A 16,398-nucleotide genomic window follows, 5' to 3' on the forward strand; every position below is an offset into this window, starting at 1 on the left:
CCTCAGACCTCGAGAAGCTCGGCTTCTTTGCGCTTGAGCGCCTCGTCGATCTCGTCGACGTGGCTGCGCGTGACGGCGTCCAGCTCCTTCTCGGCACGCACGAGATCGTCTTCGCCGACCTCGCTCTTGAGCGCGTCGAGCTCGTCCTTCGCCTTTCGACGGATGCCGCGGAGGTGCACCTTGGCGTCTTCTCCCTTGGTGCGAACGAGCTTCACGTACTCCTTGCGACGCTCGGCCGTCAGTTCCGGCATCGACACACGCACGATGTTGCCGTCGTTGGACGGGTTCGCGCCCAGGTTCGGCATGTCGCGGATCGCCTGCTCGATCGCTTTGAGAGCGGACTTGTCATAGGGCGTCACGACCAGCGTGCGCGCTTCCGGCGTGTTCAGGGATGCCAGCTGGGCGAGCGGGGTCGGGGAACCGTAGTAGTCGACCAGGATCTTCTGGAAGAGCTGGGGGTTTGCACGACCCGTGCGCACGGTCGCGAAGTCATCCTTCGCAGCCTCCACGGCGCGGTCCATGCGGGCGGACGTGTCGGCCAGGATCTCGGCGATCACGGTCACTCCATTCGTTCGGTACGTCAGGGAAAAGTCTAGTGCGCAGCCTTGAGCGGCTCAGACGGTGACGAGCGTGCCGATGGATTCGCCCAGGAGCGCGCGCGTGACGTTGCCCGCGGGTTCCATGCCGAAGACACGCATGTCGATGCCGTTGTCCATGCACAGGCTGAACGCCGTGGAGTCCACGACTTTCAGGCCCCGCTGGAGGGCGTCGCGATACGTGATGGTGTCGATCCGGACGGCATCCGGGTTCGTCTTGGGGTCAGCCGTGTAGACGCCGTCGACGCCGTTCTTGGCGACCAGGACCTCGTCCGCGCCGATCTCGAGAGCGCGCTGCGCGGCGACCGTGTCGGTCGAGAAGTAGGGCAAACCGGCGCCGGCGCCGAAGATGACCACGCGGCCCTTCTCCATGTGCCGCTCGGCGCGACGCGGGATGTAGGGCTCTGCGACCTGAGTCATCGAGATGGCCGACTGCACACGTGTGGCAGCGCCGGCCTGCTCGAGGAAGTCCTGCAGCGCGAGCGCGTTCATCACGGTGCCGAGCATGCCCATGTAGTCGGCGCGCCCGCGGTCCATGCCGCGCTGGCTCAGTTCCGCTCCGCGGAAGAAGTTGCCACCGCCCACCACGATGGCGATCTCCACCCGGTCGACCGCCGCGGCGATCTCGCGTGCGATCTGACCGACGACGTCGGGGTTGACACCGAGCTGGCCTCCTCCGAAGGCCTCCCCGGACAGCTTCAGGAGGACGCGACGGCGTCCGGTGTTCTCATCGGTCACGGGGGTTCCTCTCGTCGAGATGCAGACTATCGAAGGCGGGGCATGGAAAAGGGGTCCGCATTCGGTGAATGCGGACCCCTTGACGCGACTTACGCGCCGACCTTGAAGCGGGCGAAGTCGGTGATCGTGATGCCAGCGTCGCCGGCGACCTTGGCGACGGACAGCTTGTTGTCCTTCGCGTAGTCCTGATCCAGCAGAGCGACCTGCTTGAAGAACGCGTTCACGCGGCCTTCGACGATCTTCGGCAGCGCCGCCTCCGGCTTGCCCTCGTTGCGGGAGATCTCCGTGACGATCTCGCGCTCCTTCTCGACCTCTTCGGCCGGGACGTCCTCGCGCGAGAGGTAGGTCGGGTTGGCGAACGAGATGTGCTGCGCGATCGAGCGCGCGGTCTCGGCGTCGTCACCGGTGTAGGCGAGCACGACGCCCACCTGCGGCGGAAGGTCCTTGCTCGTCTTGTGCAGGTAGATCTCGAACTTGTCACCCGAGATCGTGCGCACGCGACGCAGCTCGACCTTCTCACCGATGATCGCTGCCTCATCGGAAATGAGCTCGGCGACCGTCTTGCCCTCGGCATCCGCGGCCAGCGCGGCCTCGACGGAGTCGGCGCTGACGGCGGCGGCGGCCGCGAGCACCTGGTCGGCGAGAGCGATGAAGCGCTCGTTCTTGGCGACGAAGTCGGTCTCGGTGTTCAGCTCGAGGATGGTGACCTTGCCGTCGTTGAGGGCAGCGGCGACGAGGCCCTCGCTGGTGGAGCGGTCGGCACGCTTCGCGTTGCCCTTCGCGCCCTTGAGGCGGAGGATCTCGACGGCCTTCTCGAGGTCGCCGTCGGCCTCCTCGAGCGCCTTCTTGGTGTCGACCATGCCCGTGCCGAGCTGCTCGCGCAGGGCCTTGATGTCGGCGATGGTGAAGTTTGCCATGGGTGGTGGCTCCTTGCGTGTCGTGAGTTCTCGTGGGATGCCGGTGCGAAGCCGCCCGTCAGGAGCGGCCCCGCACCGGCGAAGTGGTCTTACTCGGCAGCGGTCGCTGCGGCGTCGCCCTCGGCCTTGGCCTCGGCGCCCGCGACATCGGCGGCCGACTCGGTGGCGATGGTCTCGACCTCGGCGACGTCGGTGACGACGGGCGTCTCGAGCAGCTCGCGCTCCCAGTCGGCGAGGGGCTCGGCGTCGGCGGACTCGTCGGTCGGCTGGTGACGCTGGATGAGGCCCTCCGCGGCGGCGTCGGCGATGATGCGCGTGAGCAGGCCCACCGAGCGGATCGCGTCGTCGTTGCCCGGGATCGGGAACTGGAACTCGTCGGGGTCGGCGTTCGTGTCGAGGATGCCGATCACGGGGATGCCGAGCTTCTGCGCCTCGCTGACGGCGAGGTGCTCGCGCTTGGCGTCGACGATCCAGATCGCCGAGGGCGTCTTGGTGAGGTTGCGGATACCGCCGAGCGACTTGTGCAGCTTGTCGAGCTCGCGCTTCTTCAGCAGGAGCTCCTTCTTGGTGAAGCCGCTGTCGGCGGGGTTCTCGAAGTTGAGCTCCTCGAGCTCCTTCATGCGGGCGAGGCGCTTGCTGACCGTCGAGAAGTTGGTCAGGAGGCCACCGAGCCAGCGCTGGTTGACGTACGGCTGGCCGACGCGCGTGGCCTGCTCGGCGATGACTTCCTGCGCCTGCTTCTTGGTGCCGACGAACAGGATGGTGCCGCCGTGCGCGACCGTCTCGCGGACGTACTCGTACGCCTTGTCGATGTACCCCAGCGACTGCTGCAGGTCGATGATGTGGATGCCGGAGCGCTCCGTCAGGATGAAGCGCTTGACCTTCGGGTTCCACCGGCGGGTCTGGTGTCCGAAGTGGACGCCGCTGTCGAGCAGCTGGCGAATGGTGACGACGGCCATGGCCGTTCTCCTTCTCTTTGGGTTGATCGCGTGGGCCGATCGGCCCGAGCGCCTGGTGCCCGGCGCACACCCGCTCACCGCTGTCGCGGTGAGACCTCGAGGTGTGGATGCCGCGGAATCCGTCCGGGGACGGGGCCGCTGTGGGCACGCGGAGTCACCCCGACCAGCGGGGTGCTCAGCCAGTGTATCAGCCGCAGCGCCTCCTCCCCCGACGCTCGCTGACGTCGGCCGCCCACAGATGCCGGTCGCGGCCGCCGTGGGTGGGAGGCGGCCGCGAGGGTGGAGCGATGAACGCAGATCGACGACGTCGCATGGTGAAACGCGTGATCCGGGTGGCAGGCCCGGTGCTGGCGGTGACCCTCGCCGTCGTCTCCGGTGCATCCGGTGCCGCCGGGGCGGACGGGCATGAGCTGCGGCCGGCGAGTGGGTCCGCCGACGCGGCGTCTGCGCGGTGGTCGTGGCCGGTCTCGCCGCCGCGCATCACGGTCGCCTACCGAGCGCCCGCTCATGCGTACGGCCCCGGACACCGGGGCATCGATCTGGCCAGCGCGGTCGGTGCGGACGTACGGGCTCCCGACGACGGCGTCGTCGCCTTCGCCGGAGTCGTCGTCGATCGACCGCTGATCACAATCGACCACGGCGATGGACTGGTCTCGACGATGGAGCCCGTCAGCGCGACCGTGCCGGTGGGGACGAGTGTGCAACGGGGTGAACTGGTGGGCACCGTGGCGACGGGCGGTCACACGGCGCCCGGCGAGATCCACCTGGGAGCGCGGAGAGACGACGTCTATCTCAATCCGCTGCGGCTGCTGGGCGAGGTGCCGCGGGCCGTACTGCTTCCGTGCTGCGAGCCCGCTCAACAGCCGGGATAGGTGTGGCCGGCGCCCCTGGCGGCCTCATCTGGACAGCCGGTGAGCACAGACACCGCGATGACGGCGGCATCGACAGCGGGCGCGCGGGTCTTCACGAGAGCAGGCCCGCGGCGCACTCACGCGCGAGGATGCGCCTGTCGGTAGGCGGCCGCCAGTCGCTCCGCCGAGACATGTGTGTAGATCTGGGTCGTTCCGAGGCTGGCATGACCGAGCATCTCCTGCACGGTGCGCAGGTCGGCGCCGCCGTCGAGCAGATGAGTGGCTGCGGAGTGGCGCAGCGTGTGAGGACCGACGCTCTGCCCGACCGTCGGGGAGACGACGCGCGAGACGACGTCGTAGGCGGAACGCGCGCCCAGCCGTGCGCCGCGGGCTCCGACGAACAGCGCCGCCGTTCCGGAGCCGCGTCCCACGAGCACGGAACGACCGCGCGCCAGATAGGCGTCGAGAGCGTGAGCGGCAGGAGCGCCGTATGGCACGACACGCTCCTTGCTGCCCTTACCCACGACACGGACCGTGCGGCGCTCGCGATCGATGTCGTCGACATCCGTCCCGCAGAGTTCGGACACGCGAAGAGCGGAGGCGTAGAGAAGTTCGACGAGCGCGGCGTCTCTCAACGCGATGGCATCGCCGCCGTGCGCGCGCGTCTCGGCATCCGTCAGCACCGCGGTCATGGCGGGCGCGGTCGCCACCTTCGGCAAGGAGCGCCCCCGGCGCGGGGCCACCAGTCGCAGCGCAGGGTCGACCTCGAGGCGCGCCGTCTGCCGAGCCCACGCGAAGAAGCCGCGCACGGCTGCTGTGCGCCGCGCGAGTGTCGCCCGTGCGTCGCCGCGTCGTGTCGCGGTCCACAGCCATTCCCGCAGATGCTCCAGATCGACATCCGCCAGATCGCGGTCTCCGATCACCGCGACGAGATCGCGCAGATCCCCCGCGTAGGCGCGCACCGTCGCCGCGGACAGCCGCCGTACGTCCGCGAGCTCGCGCGCGTAGGCGTCGGCTGCTTCGGAGAGTCTCACCAGACCAGCATCCCTCGTCTCGAGGGTGCGCGGCGGGCGGCACACCGCAGTGCGTGGCTCGCACCGCGGTTCGCATGGCACCGCTCGTCACCACAGTCGCGCGGGTCGCGGCTCCGACCGGCGTCGCCATCCGTCGCCGCTGCGCTCGACACGTCCATCCAGTTCGAGGAGCGCAAGGATCCCGCTCGCCTCGGCGACGGAGAGGCCCGACAGGCGCGCGACCTCCGTGGTCGCGCGCGCCCGACGACCGCTCAGCGCGTCCAGTACTCGCGTGCGCTCATCGGTACGCCCGCCGTCGCCGGGATCAGGCTCGTCGGCTGTGTCGCCAGAGATCCCCAAGAGCTCCCAGGCATCGGCGGCGGAGGTCACACAGACCGCGTCCGCCTCGCGCAGGAGCCGGTGGCAGCCGGCGGATGCGGCGCTGGTCACAGGCCCTGGAACGGCGCCGAGGGCGCGTCCGAGCGCGGCGGCATGGTGAGCGGTGTTCAATGCCCCACTCCGGTGGGCAGCCTCGACGACGATCGTCGCACCCGCCAACGCTGCGATCACCCTGTTGCGCGCGAGGAAGCGCCACTTGGTCGGCGCTGTGCCGCAGGGCACTTCGGCGAGCACCAGCCCCGACTTCGCGATCGCCGCGATCAGGTCATCGTGACCGGCCGGGTAGGGCCGGTCCACTCCGCCGGCCAGCACGGCGACCGTTGTGCCGTCGGCGCGCAACGCGCCGCGGTGTGCCGCTCCGTCGATGCCGTAGGCCGCCCCGGAGACCACGACGACCCCCCTCGCCGCAGAGTCCGCGGCGAGCTCCGTCACGACGTGCGTGCCGTACGCCGTCGCGGCCCGCGCGCCGACGAGCGCCAGCGTGGCAGAACTCGACAGCGCGCCGACGTCGCCCCGAGCCCACAGACAGACGGGTGCGTGCACGCCCAGGTCATCGAGCGCGCGCGGCCAGACCTCCTCGCCCGGTACGAGGAGCCGAGCTCCCGCTCGGCGAGCGGCTGCCAGGACACGGTCGACGTCGCCACGGCGGGGCAGCCATCGGGCGCGCGCAGCACGGACATCCTCCTCGGTCACGCCGGCACCACCGGCGAGGCCCGATGTGCCTTCGCCCACGACACGCTCCAGCGCCTCGGCGGCGCCGTAGTGCGCGATCAGCGCACCGGCCGTCCCGTCGCCCGGCTCGACGAGCGTCGACCAGATCGCTGCGGCGTATGCGGTGCGCGCCTCGTCGTCGGAGAGCCCGTCACCGACCAGCCCGCGAAGGGCCGTGCGGGAGGCACCGGCGTCAGGCACGAGGCTCACGAGCCCACACCCTTCTTGAGGTACAGCGCCCGTCCGATATCGGCCGCGCGCAACCGATCGTGACCGGCGAGATCAGCGACCGACCAGGCCACTCGCAGCACGCGGTCGTAGCCGCGCAGCGTGAGCGATCCGCGTTGCAGAGCGGCGTCCAGCGGACGACGGATGTCGGCATCCGGGGCGAGAGGACCGTTGCGCAGCCAGGGACCGGACGCCTGGGCGTTCGTGGCCCACGGAGTGGAACGGAGGCGATGGCGGGCGCGTTCGCGCGCGGCACTGACCTGTTCCCGGACCTGCGCCGACGTCGTGGCCCCGGCCGCCGTCCCCGGCTGCGCGCTCGACACGCGCCGCAGTCCCAGTTCGATGTCGATGCGGTCGCGGAGCGGCCCTGAGAGCTTGCCGAGGTAGCGCCGAATCGCCAGCGAGGGACACGTGCACTCAGCGGCCGGCACGCCGTAGTTGCCGCACGGGCAGGGGTTCGTTGCGAGAACCAGCTGGAACCGCGCCGGAAACACCGCACGAAAGCCGGCCCGGTGGATCTCGATCATGCCGGACTCCAGTGGTTGGCGCAGCGCGTCCAGCGCGTGCGGGGCGAACTCGCCGGCCTCATCGAGAAACAGGACGCCCCCGCTCGCGCGGGCGATGGCGCCCGGGCGCACGGCGCGACTTCCGCCTCCGATCAACGCCGTCGCGCTCGCGCTGTGATGAGGTGCCTCGAAGGGAGGCGTGCGACACAGTGAGTCGACGGGTTCGCCGGCCAGCGACCGCAGCGACGCGGCCTGCACGGCATCCTCGTCGTCGAGGCCGGGAAGGATGCCGGGCAGTCGCCGCGCCAGCATCGTCTTGCCGGCTCCGGGCGGGCCGCTCATCAAGAGGTGGTGTGCACCCGCGGCGGCCACCGTGAGTGCGTCGACGGCGTCAGCCTGCCCGATGACGTCGACGAGATCGGGAACGTCGGCGTGGGCACGAGCACCGCCCGCGGCCGGGTGCGGAACGGGTTCGAGTGGCACCTCGTCCACGTCGAGGCCGTGCCAGCGTGCCACGTCGCGGAGGCTGACGGCCCCCAGTACCTCGACTCCTTCGACGAGGGCGGCCTCCTCCCGGTTCGCGAAGGGTACGACCGCCTTGCGGATTCCCATCCGGGCCGCGGCCACCACCGCCGGCAGCACGCCGGGGACGGGCCGCAGTCGGCCGTCGAGTCCGAGTTCACCGATGTGCGCCGTCTGCGCGAGCGAGTCGCGATCGAGGGCGTGCTCGGTCGCGAGCGCGGCGATCGCGATCGCGACATCGAGGGCGGAGCCCTGTTTGGGAAGATTCGCCGGTGAGAGGTTCACGGTGAGTTTGCGCCGCGGCAGCGGCAGCTCGCTGTTGGCGCAAGCGTTGTGCACCCGTTGATGCGCCTCGCCGATCGCCTTGTCGGCGAGCCCGATGATGACGAAGGCCGGCGTCTGACTCGACAGGTCCGCCTCGACCTCGATGAGATCGCCGTGCAGCCCCGTGAGCACCACCGCCCACGTCCTGCCGACCGTCATCGCACATCCTCGAGGTGCTCGATGCGCGCCGTGGCGGTGTCGCCGCCCGTGACACCGATGATGTCGACGCGGAGGCGGCGACCACGGGCGGCGGCGGGGTGCGCCGCCGCCCACGCCGTGGACAGACGCCACAGACGGGTGCGCTTTTGCGCATCGACGGCCTCGAACGGGTGCCCGTACGCGTCGGAACGTCGGGACTTCACCTCGACGATGACGACCTCCTCGCCGCGCAGGGCGACGATGTCGATCTCTCCGAACGCGCAACGCCAGTTGCGGGCGAGGATCGTGTACCCCGACTCGCTCAGATACTGCGCCGCTCTCTGCTCCCCCGACCGTCCACGCTCGTCCTTGGCTGCCATGGAAGAGAGCGTGCCCCCGCTTCGACCGCGCGTCGCGGCATGTCAGCCCGTCGGTGGACAGGCCCGCTCAACGGCTCGGTGGGGAGGAAGAGTCGACGTGCAGGTGGAGAGGTCAGGAGTCGAGGGCGAGCTCGTCAGGAAGCTGGAAGTCCCTGCGCTGCATCTCCTCGACGTTCACGTCCTTGAACGTGAGCACGCGCACCGACTTCACGAAGCGGTCCGCGCGGTAGATGTCCCACACCCAGACGTCGGTCATCGAGATCTCGAAGTAGAAGTCGTGCTCGGTGTCGCGACGCACGACGTTCACGTCGTTCGCGAGGTAGAAGCGTCGCTCCGTCTCGATCACGTAAGCGAACTGCGACACGACATCGCGATACTCCTTGTACAGCGCCAGCTCGAGTTCGCGGTCGTAGTCGTCAAAGCCCTCGTCGTCCATGGTGGTCCCATCCTATGCGGCCGGAGGAGCCGAGCGGATGCCGCGGCATCCGCTCAGAACAGTGTGGGAGCGTCGGCGATGGCCCACGACGCCCGGTGATGGGGGCTCAGACCGTGCGAACGGATCGCGCTGCGGTGCTCGAGGCTGGCGTAGCCCTTGTTGCGCTCCCAGAGATAGACCGGGTGCTCCTCGTGCAGGCGCATCATCAGGTCGTCGCGGGCGACCTTCGCCACGACCGAGGCGGCGGCGGCCGATGCGCAGTCGCGGTCGGCTTTGATGATCGGCTGCACGCGCAGACCCGACCCGCCTGCGGCGGTGATGTAGTCGTGATTGCCGTCGAGAATGACGATCGCATCGTCGGGGACGAAGCCCTGTGCGCGTAGCTCGCCGAGTGCACGCAGCGCCGCCAGGCCCAGCGCCCGCATGATTCCGACCTCGTCGATCTCGGCGGAACTCGCCCAGCCGACCGCGGAGGCGTCGACCCAGGCGGCTGCTCGTGCGGCGACATCGTGCCGACGATGCGCGGCCACGAGCTTCGAGTCGCGCAGCCCCTCCGGAATCCGCCGTCGGGCCGCCGCCGGTCCGAGTGCCGCGGCTCCGACGGCGACGGGGCCCGCGAGCGCACCCCGGCCGACCTCGTCGCACGCGATGACGATCTCGTGTTCGCGCAGCAGGCGCCGCTCGACGGTCAGCCGCGGCGTGACGACACTCATCCGGCGCCGGGGGCCGGCACCCCCGCGAAGACGGCATGGTGCCCGTCGATCGTGCCGAAGCGGTCGAACGGCCAGGTGATGAGGAAGGCGCGCCCGACGACGTTGTCCAAAGGAACGAATCCCTTGTTGGGCTGGTCCATGTTGTACCGAGAGTCGCGGGAGTGGTCGCGGTTGTCCCCCATCACCCACAGCGAGTTCTGCGGCACGACGACATCGAACGGGACGGGCTGCGGCGCGCTCTGACCGGGAGACAGATTCAGGTAGGGGGTCTCATCGATCGGTGTTCCGTTGACGGTGACCTGACCGATCGCGTTGCAGCACACGACGTGATCGCCACCCACACCGATGATGCGCTTGATGAGGTGCTCGTCGCTGTCCGAGGCGGTGATGCCGACGAGCGAGAGCAGCCAGTCGGCGGCCTCGGTCAGGGGCGGCTGCGCCGGGGTGGCCGGCGCCGGCGGCAGCCATCCGCCGGGATCACGGAACACGACGACGTCGCCGCGCTGATAACCGCCGAAACGCGGCGTGAGCTCATCGACGAGGATGCGGTCCTTGATGAGCAGCGTCTGTTCCATCGAGCCCGACGGGATGTAGAAGGAACGCACCAGGAAGGTCTTGATCACGAACGACACGACGACCGCGATCAACACGATGACGAACACGTCGCGCAGAAGCAGCCAGACGCCGCGGCGTCGACGCTGACGGGAGGGAAGCACCGTATCCGGGGCCGTGGTGTTGTCCGAGCTCATGCCTGTCTTTCTTCGCTCCCGGCACCCGTCTGTGCCGCCTCTCAAGGGTCGCACATGCGGGCTGTGTGCCGCGTGCGCGCCTCACCGGATGCCGCGCGGCGTGCAGACGACAGATGCCCCGGACCGCGGGGTCCGGGGCATCTGTCGTGACAGCGCGTCAGCGGTCGCGCTTTTCCTTGATCTTGGCCTTCTTGCCGCGGAGGTTGCGCAGGTAGTACAGCTTCGCGCGGCGCACGTCGCCACGGGTGACGACCTCGATGTGGTCGATCACCGGGCTGTGCACCGGGAACGTACGCTCCACGCCCACCTGGAAGCTGATCTTGCGGACCGTGAAGGTCTCGCGCACACCGTCTCCCGAGCGGCCGATGACGACGCCCTGGAAGACCTGGATACGGGAACGGTTGCCCTCGGTGATGTTGACGTGCACCTTGACGGTGTCGCCGGGGGCGAAGACGGGGATGTCGCTGCGCAGCGAAGCCGCGTCGACGGCGTCGAGAATCTGCATGATCGTCACTTCCTGCGACCGCCACAGGTCGATCGCGAGATGGGGATGGAAAAAGGTGGCGTGTGCCCGAGGCATCCGTTGCCGGCGCCGTGCTCCCCTGAGGCAGAGCCTGTTCAGGGCACAAACATCCATTCTGCCATGGATGCCGAGCGCGTCAAAACCGACGCGTCACGAGCCCGGTGGCGTGTTCTCTCGGATGACGATGATCTCCTCGGGGCTCGAGGCGCTGGTGGGCTGTGGGCGAGGCGGCGCCACATAGCCGACGCCACTCGCGGTGCGCAGAATGGACACGCGCGGACCCGTCTCACGCCACAGCTGGCGCAGCGACGAGGACAGCGCCACGACACCGAGGATGACGGCCACCGCCAACGCGGGCCACCACCACCGACTGTCGAAGATGCCGAGCGCCACCACCAGCAGGTGCCAGGCGCCGATGATCCCGGCATCCGTCCACGAGACCGCGCGCTCGGCGCGGACGGTGCCGCGGGCGCGTACGAGCAGGGCGAGAATCAACTGCCAGACGAAGACGATCGGTGCCGACAGGAGAACCCACAGCAGCGCCCAGGGACTGGCGCCGAAGACGATCCATCCGACGACGAGCCACAACGGCAGCACGAACGCCGCCGGAATCAGCCACCGGAAGAACGTCTGACGCAACCACATACCTTCGATGCTACGCCGGTCAGACAGAATGGATCCTGACGAAAGGATCACGATGATCGAGTTGCGCACTCCCGCCGAGATCGAGGCGATGCGTCCCGCGGGGCGTTTCGTCGCAGAAACTCTGGCGACGCTACGGGATGAGACGAAGGTCGGCACGAATCTGCTGGCCATCGATCGTCGTGCGCACGATCTGATCCGCCGGGCCGGCGCCGAGTCCTGCTACCTCGACTACCACCCGTCGTTCGGCGCGAGCCCCTTCGGAAAGGTGATCTGCACATCGGTCAACGATGCCGTCCTGCACGGCCTGCCGCACGACTACGCGCTGCGCGACGGCGACCTGGTGACGTTGGACTTCGCCGTCGCCGTCGACGGCTGGGTCGCCGACTCGGCCGTCTCGTTCATCGTCGGGACGCCTCGCGACGAGGACCTCGCCCTCATCGACACGACACAGCGTGCCCTGGATGCCGCGATCGGCGCCGCCACCACGGAGGGGCGGATCGGGGACATCTCGCACGCCATCGCCGAGGTCGCGCACGCCGACGGATACCAGATCAACACCGACTTCGGCGGCCACGGCGTCGGACGCACGATGCACGGCGACCCGCACGTCCCCAACGACGGCAAGCCGGGTCGCGGCTACCCCCTGCGTCCGGGTCTCGTGCTGGCCCTCGAACCCTGGTTCCTGCAGACCACCGACGAGCTCGTCACCGATCCTGACGGCTGGACGCTGCGCAGTGCCGACGGCTCACGCGGCGCGCACGCCGAGCACACCGTCGCGATCACCGCCGACGGTCCGATCATCCTCACCGATCGCTCGTTCCTCGGCGTCGACTGAGGCCGCCGGTGGCGGCGCGGCCGCCGGTGGGGACGCGGTCAGTCCGGGAGAAGATCCGGCCGTCTCGCGCGGGTGCGCTCGATCTGCTGCTCTCGGCGCCAGTCGGCGACACGGCCGTGATGGCCCGAGAGCAACACGTCCGGAACGTCGTAGCCGCGCCACGCCGCGGGCTTCGTGAAGGAGGGGTACTCCAGCAGGCCGTCTTCGTGGGACTCCTCGACGAGGCTCTCGGGATTGCCGACGACGCCGGGAATCAGGCGGCCGACGGCCTCGATCATCGCCATCGCCGCCACCTCGCCGCCGTTGAGGACGTAGTCTCCGATGCTGGTCAGACTGACCTCGCCCAGAGTCGCCGCGTACGAGAACACCCGCTCGTCGATGCCTTCGTAGCGGCCGCATCCGAAGACGAGATGCTCTCCGCTGGACGCCCAGGAGCGCGCCGCCGACTGCGTGAAGACCGCACCCGCGGGCGAGGGAAAGACGAACCGAAGCGGCCCGGTGGCGTCTGCGGCGATGGCGTCCAGCGCCTGCCCCCAAGGTTCGGGCTTCATCACCATGCCCGCGCCCCCGCCGTACGGTGTGTCGTCGACCGTGCGATGGCGGTCATGCGTGAAGTCCCGCAGGTCGTGGACACGCACGTCGAGGATGCCCGCATCGCGGGCGCGCCCCAGGAGCGAGACCTCCAGGACGTCGAAGAATGCGGGAAAGATCGTGACGACGTCGATCCGCACGTCAGACCTCGGAGTCGACGGCTGCGGCATCCGCGTCGTCGTCATCCTCATCCGACGTCGACGGCTCACGATCGTCGCCATCGCCGGGCAGCTCCTCGAAGAGTCCGGCGGGCGGGGTGACGGTCACGGTTCCCGCGGCGACATCGACGTCGGGCACGATGGCCGAGACGAAGGGGACGAGGATCTCGGCATGCGCTTCGTGCGTGCGAACGACGAGGAGATCCTGCGCAGGAAGGTGGTCGACGCGAACGACGCGGCCGACATCGGTGCCATCTCGCAGTACGGTGAGGCCCACCAGCTGGTGGTCGTACCAGGCGTCCTCCTCCGCGGAGGGGCTCTCGTCCTGATCGACCCAGAGGATGGCGCGCACCATGCTCTCCGCCGCGGTGCGGTCGTCGACGTCGTCGAAGAAGACGACCGGGTGGGAGTTCATCCACCGGAACTCGCGCACGGTGACGGTCTTGCCGTGCCACGGCGACGATTCCGGCACCTGAAGCGTGAAGACAGCTCCGGGCACGAAACGGCCGTCGGGATCGTCGGTGTAGAGCTCGAGCTTGAAGGCGCCCTTCAGGCCATGGGCCTTCACGAGACGCCCGACGCGCAGTTGGGTGCGCGCTGGTCCTGCAGCAGCCATCTCAGTCGTCCGCGACATCGACACGCACGCGTGCGCCGTCGGCCAGGGCCAACACGAGCGTCCGCAGGGCCTTGGCCGTGCGTCCGCCGCGCCCGATCACCCGACCTCGATCATCGGGGTGCACGCGCACCTCGAGGACGTCGCCTCGCGGCGACGAAGAGGAACGGATGGTGACATCGTCAGGGTGATCGACGATCCCCTTGACGAGGTGTTCGAGCGCGGCGGAGAGCAACGGACTTACTCTGCGTCGGTCGACTCAGCCTCGGCCGGAGCCTCGACCTCGGCAGCCTCGGCGGCGGGCTCTTCAGCCTTCTTCTCCGCCTTGGGCTTGATGACCGACTTCTTGGCGGCGTCGACCTGGAACTCTTCCTTGGTCGCCGCCGTCTTCACGGTGGACACGGCGTTGGCGTCGCCCTTGAAGCGGCCCCAGTCACCGGTGAGCTTGAGCAGCGCGGCGACCTGCTCGGTGGGCTGAGCGCCGACCGAAAGCCAGTACTGCGCACGCTCGGAGTCGACCTCGATGAACGAGGGCTCCTCGGTCGGGTGGTACTTGCCGATCTCCTCGATCACGCGACCGTCGCGCTTGGTGCGCGAGTCGGCGACGACGATGCGGTAGTAGGGGGCGCGGATCTTGCCGAGGCGCTTGAGACGAATCTTGACAGCCACAATTCTCCTGAATGCTGTTGTGAGGTGATGAACGACGCTCGGGCTGTGGGGTGCACACCCGGCGGAGGCTCTAGGGTGGACGTGTTCGCCGGATAGAGGGTCGAGCGAACGGTCCAGCGTCCTATTTTGCCAGATCGTGACGGATGCCGCGAACCATCGCTGTTGGCGTGTCAGACTGTGCCCATGACGGTGCCCTTCGCGACATCCCGCCGTTCCTCTGTCGGCGTCGAATGGGAGCTGATGCTCGCCGACGAGCGCACCGGTGATCTCGTCCCGCGCGCTCCGGAGATCCTTGCAGCCGTCGGCGGCGGAGCCGCCCTCGAGCGTCACACGATCACGGGCGAGCTGCTGACCAACACGATCGAGGTGACCAGCGGTGTCGGCGACACCGTGGCGGCGGTCATCGACGACATCGCCGACGCGATCGCCGAGATCCGTACCGCGACCGACCCGCGCGGCATTGCCCTGCTCTGCGCGGGCAGCCACCCGTTCGCGCAGTGGTACGAGCAGAGCGTCACCGACAAGACCCGATACCACAAGCTCATCGAACGCACGCAGTGGTGGGGGCGAAACATGATGATCTGGGGTATCCACGTCCACGTGGGTGTCGAGGACGTCAACAAGCTCTTCCCGATCATCGGAGCGCTCACCGCGTACCTCCCCCACCTCCAGGCACTGTCGGCGTCGAGTCCGTTCTGGGCTGGTGAGCGTACCGGGTACGCGTCCAATCGCGCGCTCGTGTTCCAGCAGCTTCCCACCGCCGGACTGCCGTGGCCGCTGACGGAGTGGTCGCAGTACGAGGCGTACCTCGATGACATGGTGCGCACGGGTGTGATGGAGGACGCCACCGAGGTGCGATGGGACATCCGTCCGGCCCCGAAGTGGGGCACGATCGAGGTGCGCGCATGCGACGGCATGTCCACGCTGCCGGAGCTGGCAGCGGTGGCCGCGCTGGTCCAGGTCCTCGTCGAGCACTTCTCGCGCGAGCTGGATGCCGGACGCGAGCTGCCCACGCTGCAGCCGTGGTTCGTCCGGGAGAACAAGTGGCGCGCGGCGCGCTACGGTACCCAGGCGCGGGTCATCGTCGACAGGGACGGCACGCAGCGCCCCGTGTCGGAGCACCTGCGCGAGACGATCGATGCCCTGGCCGACGTCGCCGGCGACCTGCACTGCGCTCGCGAGTTCGCCGGCGTCGGGACCATCCTCGACGAGGGCGGCAGCTCGGCGCGTCAGCTGTTGGTCGCCGATGCCGCCGACGGAGATCTTCGCGCCGTGGTCCACCACCTGATCAGGGAGTTCCGGGCGGGCCCGACGCTGCACGAACATCTCGCCTCCCTCCTTCCCTGAGGGCGGCTGTCGGGCTCGCCCCGGCGCCGCGATCGGCTCCCGACAAGAGCAGGTCTCGGACAAAGGGCTTTCATATCCCGCCCGACGTAGAGTGACGTGGTGTCCGCCCGCAGGTTCCCCCCGATGATCGCGATTCGCGTTGCCGTCGCCGGCATCGCTGTGGTGACCATGGCGGGATGCAGCGCCTCGGCGCCGGATCGGAGCGTTCCCGCGTCCCCGGCAGATTCACTGTCGGTGGCCGCGGTCGACGCCGCGACGCTGCCCCCGCGCGCCAGCGGCGGCGTCGTGGTCACGATCGGCGATTCGATCATGGCTGGTCTCGGTCTCGACGCCGACGAATCGTGGCCGGCTCTGGTCGCCCACGACACGGGCGCGGACATCGTGAACCTCGGATGCAGTGGCGCGGGGTTCACGATCACCGGCGACTGCGGCGATGACTATGCCGGTCTCGTTCAGCAGGCGATCGCCCTGCACCCCGCGGTCGTGCTCATCCAGTCCTCGGACAACGACAGCGGCGCCTCGCAGGACGAAATCGACGCGTCGACGCGCGCGACGGTCGACGAGTTGCGCGCCGCACTGCCGGACGCGCAGTTGATCGGGATCGCGACGCTGTGGCATTTGGATTGGGATGAGCCCGACGCGATCGGGTGGTCCAGCGATGCGCTGCAACGCGCCGTCGCCGACGACGACGGTGTGTTCCTCTCTCTCGGTCAACCCCTGCGAGGCCGACCGGAACTGCTCCAGTGGGACGGCGAACACCCGAACAGCGACGGCCAGATCGTCCTCAGTGACGCCGTGGAGGCAGCACTGGACGATGCGGGAATCGTCCTGTGAACG

General features: G+C 69.1%; 21 protein-coding genes. 4 read left to right on the forward strand and 17 right to left on the reverse strand.

The genetic code is table 11. The features are described from left to right. Positions 1-2 precede the first annotated feature (2 nt). From frr to rpsB, 4 genes are all read right to left on the reverse strand, one after another. A complete protein-coding gene (frr, locus tag DEU37_RS12465; protein ID WP_005050254.1) occupies positions 3-557 on the reverse strand; it encodes a ribosome recycling factor in 555 nt (184 codons plus the stop codon). Between the two features lie 57 nt (positions 558-614). After that, on the reverse strand, positions 615-1,334 hold the full coding sequence (pyrH, locus tag DEU37_RS12470; protein WP_016465040.1) for a UMP kinase: 720 nt from the start codon (positions 1,332-1,334) through the stop codon (positions 615-617). Positions 1,335-1,423: 89 nt separating this feature from the next. Further along, positions 1,424-2,251, reverse strand: a complete 828-nt coding sequence (gene tsf, locus DEU37_RS12475) for a translation elongation factor Ts (protein WP_121190973.1) — start codon at positions 2,249-2,251, stop codon at positions 1,424-1,426. Between the two features lie 89 nt (positions 2,252-2,340). Further along, a complete protein-coding gene (gene rpsB / locus DEU37_RS12480; protein ID WP_061683708.1) occupies positions 2,341-3,210 on the reverse strand; it encodes a 30S ribosomal protein S2 in 870 nt (289 codons plus the stop codon). 344 nt (positions 3,211-3,554) lie between these two features. Between rpsB and DEU37_RS12485 the strand changes: the two genes are divergently transcribed. Continuing rightward, the gene (locus DEU37_RS12485) at positions 3,555-4,082 is read left to right on the forward strand and encodes a M23 family metallopeptidase (RefSeq protein ID WP_121191062.1); all 528 of its coding nucleotides are present in this window, start codon (positions 3,555-3,557) and stop codon (positions 4,080-4,082) included. Positions 4,083-4,198: 116 nt separating this feature from the next. Here the strand turns inward: DEU37_RS12485 and DEU37_RS12490 are convergent, their stop codons facing one another. From DEU37_RS12490 to DEU37_RS12530, 9 genes are all read right to left on the reverse strand, one after another. Next, positions 4,199-5,095: a tyrosine recombinase XerC gene (locus tag DEU37_RS12490; protein ID WP_121190974.1), complete on the reverse strand. Its 897-nt coding sequence runs from the start codon at positions 5,093-5,095 to the stop codon at positions 4,199-4,201. An 87-nt stretch (positions 5,096-5,182) separates the two neighbouring features. Beyond that, complete coding sequence (dprA, locus tag DEU37_RS12495; protein ID WP_121190975.1) at positions 5,183-6,394, reverse strand: DNA-processing protein DprA; 1,212 nt, start codon at positions 6,392-6,394, stop codon at positions 5,183-5,185. Continuing rightward, complete coding sequence (locus DEU37_RS12500) at positions 6,391-7,923, reverse strand: YifB family Mg chelatase-like AAA ATPase (RefSeq protein ID WP_121190976.1); 1,533 nt, start codon at positions 7,921-7,923, stop codon at positions 6,391-6,393. Before DEU37_RS12500 ends, dprA begins: the two co-directional genes overlap by 4 nt. Further along, entirely contained in the window at positions 7,920-8,282 is a 363-nt protein-coding gene (locus tag DEU37_RS12505) for a YraN family protein (RefSeq protein WP_121190977.1), read from the reverse strand. The genes DEU37_RS12500 and DEU37_RS12505 overlap by 4 nt, the downstream gene beginning before the upstream one ends. A 112-nt stretch (positions 8,283-8,394) precedes the next feature. Continuing rightward, positions 8,395-8,718, reverse strand: coding sequence for a DUF2469 family protein (locus DEU37_RS12510; RefSeq protein ID WP_005050243.1), 324 nt, complete (start codon positions 8,716-8,718; stop codon positions 8,395-8,397). A gap of 53 nt (positions 8,719-8,771) precedes the next feature. After that, positions 8,772-9,431: a ribonuclease HII gene (locus DEU37_RS12515; RefSeq protein ID WP_121190978.1), complete on the reverse strand. Its 660-nt coding sequence runs from the start codon at positions 9,429-9,431 to the stop codon at positions 8,772-8,774. After that, on the reverse strand, positions 9,428-10,180 hold the full coding sequence (lepB, locus tag DEU37_RS12520) for a signal peptidase I (protein ID WP_121190979.1): 753 nt from the start codon (positions 10,178-10,180) through the stop codon (positions 9,428-9,430). Before lepB ends, DEU37_RS12515 begins: the two co-directional genes overlap by 4 nt. A gap of 157 nt (positions 10,181-10,337) precedes the next feature. After that, a complete protein-coding gene (gene rplS, locus DEU37_RS12525) occupies positions 10,338-10,685 on the reverse strand; it encodes a 50S ribosomal protein L19 (RefSeq protein WP_005050240.1) in 348 nt (115 codons plus the stop codon). Positions 10,686-10,853: 168 nt separating this feature from the next. After that, the gene (locus DEU37_RS12530; protein ID WP_121190980.1) at positions 10,854-11,348 is read right to left on the reverse strand and encodes an MFS transporter permease; all 495 of its coding nucleotides are present in this window, start codon (positions 11,346-11,348) and stop codon (positions 10,854-10,856) included. 52 nt (positions 11,349-11,400) lie between these two features. Between DEU37_RS12530 and map the strand changes: the two genes are divergently transcribed. Continuing rightward, on the forward strand, positions 11,401-12,183 hold the full coding sequence (map, locus tag DEU37_RS12535; protein WP_005050238.1) for a type I methionyl aminopeptidase: 783 nt from the start codon (positions 11,401-11,403) through the stop codon (positions 12,181-12,183). 38 nt (positions 12,184-12,221) lie between these two features. On the opposite strand, the gene trmD is transcribed toward map, so the two are convergent. The 4 genes from trmD to rpsP are packed head-to-tail and all read right to left on the reverse strand — an operon-like array spanning position 12,222 to position 14,214. Then, a complete protein-coding gene (trmD, locus tag DEU37_RS12540; protein WP_121190981.1) occupies positions 12,222-12,914 on the reverse strand; it encodes a tRNA (guanosine(37)-N1)-methyltransferase TrmD in 693 nt (230 codons plus the stop codon). Between the two features lies 1 nt (position 12,915). Next, positions 12,916-13,548, reverse strand: a complete 633-nt coding sequence (gene rimM / locus DEU37_RS12545; RefSeq protein ID WP_121190982.1) for a ribosome maturation factor RimM — start codon at positions 13,546-13,548, stop codon at positions 12,916-12,918. A 1-nt stretch (position 13,549) separates the two neighbouring features. Further along, positions 13,550-13,780 carry an RNA-binding protein gene (locus DEU37_RS12550; RefSeq protein WP_121190983.1) on the reverse strand — a complete coding sequence of 77 codons (231 nt, stop codon included), beginning with the start codon at positions 13,778-13,780 and terminating at the stop codon, positions 13,550-13,552. A 5-nt stretch (positions 13,781-13,785) separates the two neighbouring features. Continuing rightward, positions 13,786-14,214, reverse strand: coding sequence for a 30S ribosomal protein S16 (gene rpsP, locus DEU37_RS12555; RefSeq protein WP_005050234.1), 429 nt, complete (start codon positions 14,212-14,214; stop codon positions 13,786-13,788). A gap of 183 nt (positions 14,215-14,397) precedes the next feature. Here rpsP and DEU37_RS12560 point away from each other — a divergent pair, with 183 nt between their 5' ends. Both DEU37_RS12560 and DEU37_RS12565 read left to right on the forward strand, forming a co-directional pair. After that, positions 14,398-15,561: a glutamate--cysteine ligase gene (locus DEU37_RS12560; RefSeq protein ID WP_121190984.1), complete on the forward strand. Its 1,164-nt coding sequence runs from the start codon at positions 14,398-14,400 to the stop codon at positions 15,559-15,561. Positions 15,562-15,684: 123 nt separating this feature from the next. Next, the gene (locus DEU37_RS12565; RefSeq protein WP_121190985.1) at positions 15,685-16,395 is read left to right on the forward strand and encodes an SGNH/GDSL hydrolase family protein; all 711 of its coding nucleotides are present in this window, start codon (positions 15,685-15,687) and stop codon (positions 16,393-16,395) included. Positions 16,396-16,398 lie beyond the last annotated feature (3 nt).

The organism is Microbacterium sp. AG790 (assembly GCF_003634765.1).
Taxonomy (GTDB): Bacteria; Actinomycetota; Actinomycetes; order Actinomycetales; family Microbacteriaceae; genus Microbacterium.

Bases quoted from the DNA above. Each gene is read 5' to 3' on its own strand.
- tsf (WP_121190973.1), bottom strand. From the start codon at position 2,251: ATGGCAAACTTCACCATCGCCGACATCAAGGCCCTGCGCGAGCAGCTC.
- rpsB (WP_061683708.1), bottom strand. From the start codon at position 3,210: ATGGCCGTCGTCACCATTCGCCAGCTGCTCGACAGCGGCGTCCACTTC.
- DEU37_RS12500 (WP_121190976.1), bottom strand. From the start codon at position 7,923: ATGACGGTCGGCAGGACGTGGGCGGTGGTGCTCACGGGGCTGCACGGC.
- DEU37_RS12505 (WP_121190977.1), bottom strand. From the start codon at position 8,282: ATGGCAGCCAAGGACGAGCGTGGACGGTCGGGGGAGCAGAGAGCGGCG.
- DEU37_RS12510 (WP_005050243.1), bottom strand. From the start codon at position 8,718: ATGGACGACGAGGGCTTTGACGACTACGACCGCGAACTCGAGCTGGCG.
- DEU37_RS12515 (WP_121190978.1), bottom strand. From the start codon at position 9,431: ATGAGTGTCGTCACGCCGCGGCTGACCGTCGAGCGGCGCCTGCTGCGC.
- lepB (WP_121190979.1), bottom strand. From the start codon at position 10,180: ATGAGCTCGGACAACACCACGGCCCCGGATACGGTGCTTCCCTCCCGT.
- rplS (WP_005050240.1), bottom strand. From the start codon at position 10,685: ATGCAGATTCTCGACGCCGTCGACGCGGCTTCGCTGCGCAGCGACATC.
- DEU37_RS12530 (WP_121190980.1), bottom strand. From the start codon at position 11,348: ATGTGGTTGCGTCAGACGTTCTTCCGGTGGCTGATTCCGGCGGCGTTC.
- map (WP_005050238.1), top strand. From the start codon at position 11,401: ATGATCGAGTTGCGCACTCCCGCCGAGATCGAGGCGATGCGTCCCGCG.
- rimM (WP_121190982.1), bottom strand. From the start codon at position 13,548: ATGGCTGCTGCAGGACCAGCGCGCACCCAACTGCGCGTCGGGCGTCTC.
- DEU37_RS12560 (WP_121190984.1), top strand. From the start codon at position 14,398: ATGACGGTGCCCTTCGCGACATCCCGCCGTTCCTCTGTCGGCGTCGAA.
- DEU37_RS12565 (WP_121190985.1), top strand. From the start codon at position 15,685: ATGATCGCGATTCGCGTTGCCGTCGCCGGCATCGCTGTGGTGACCATG.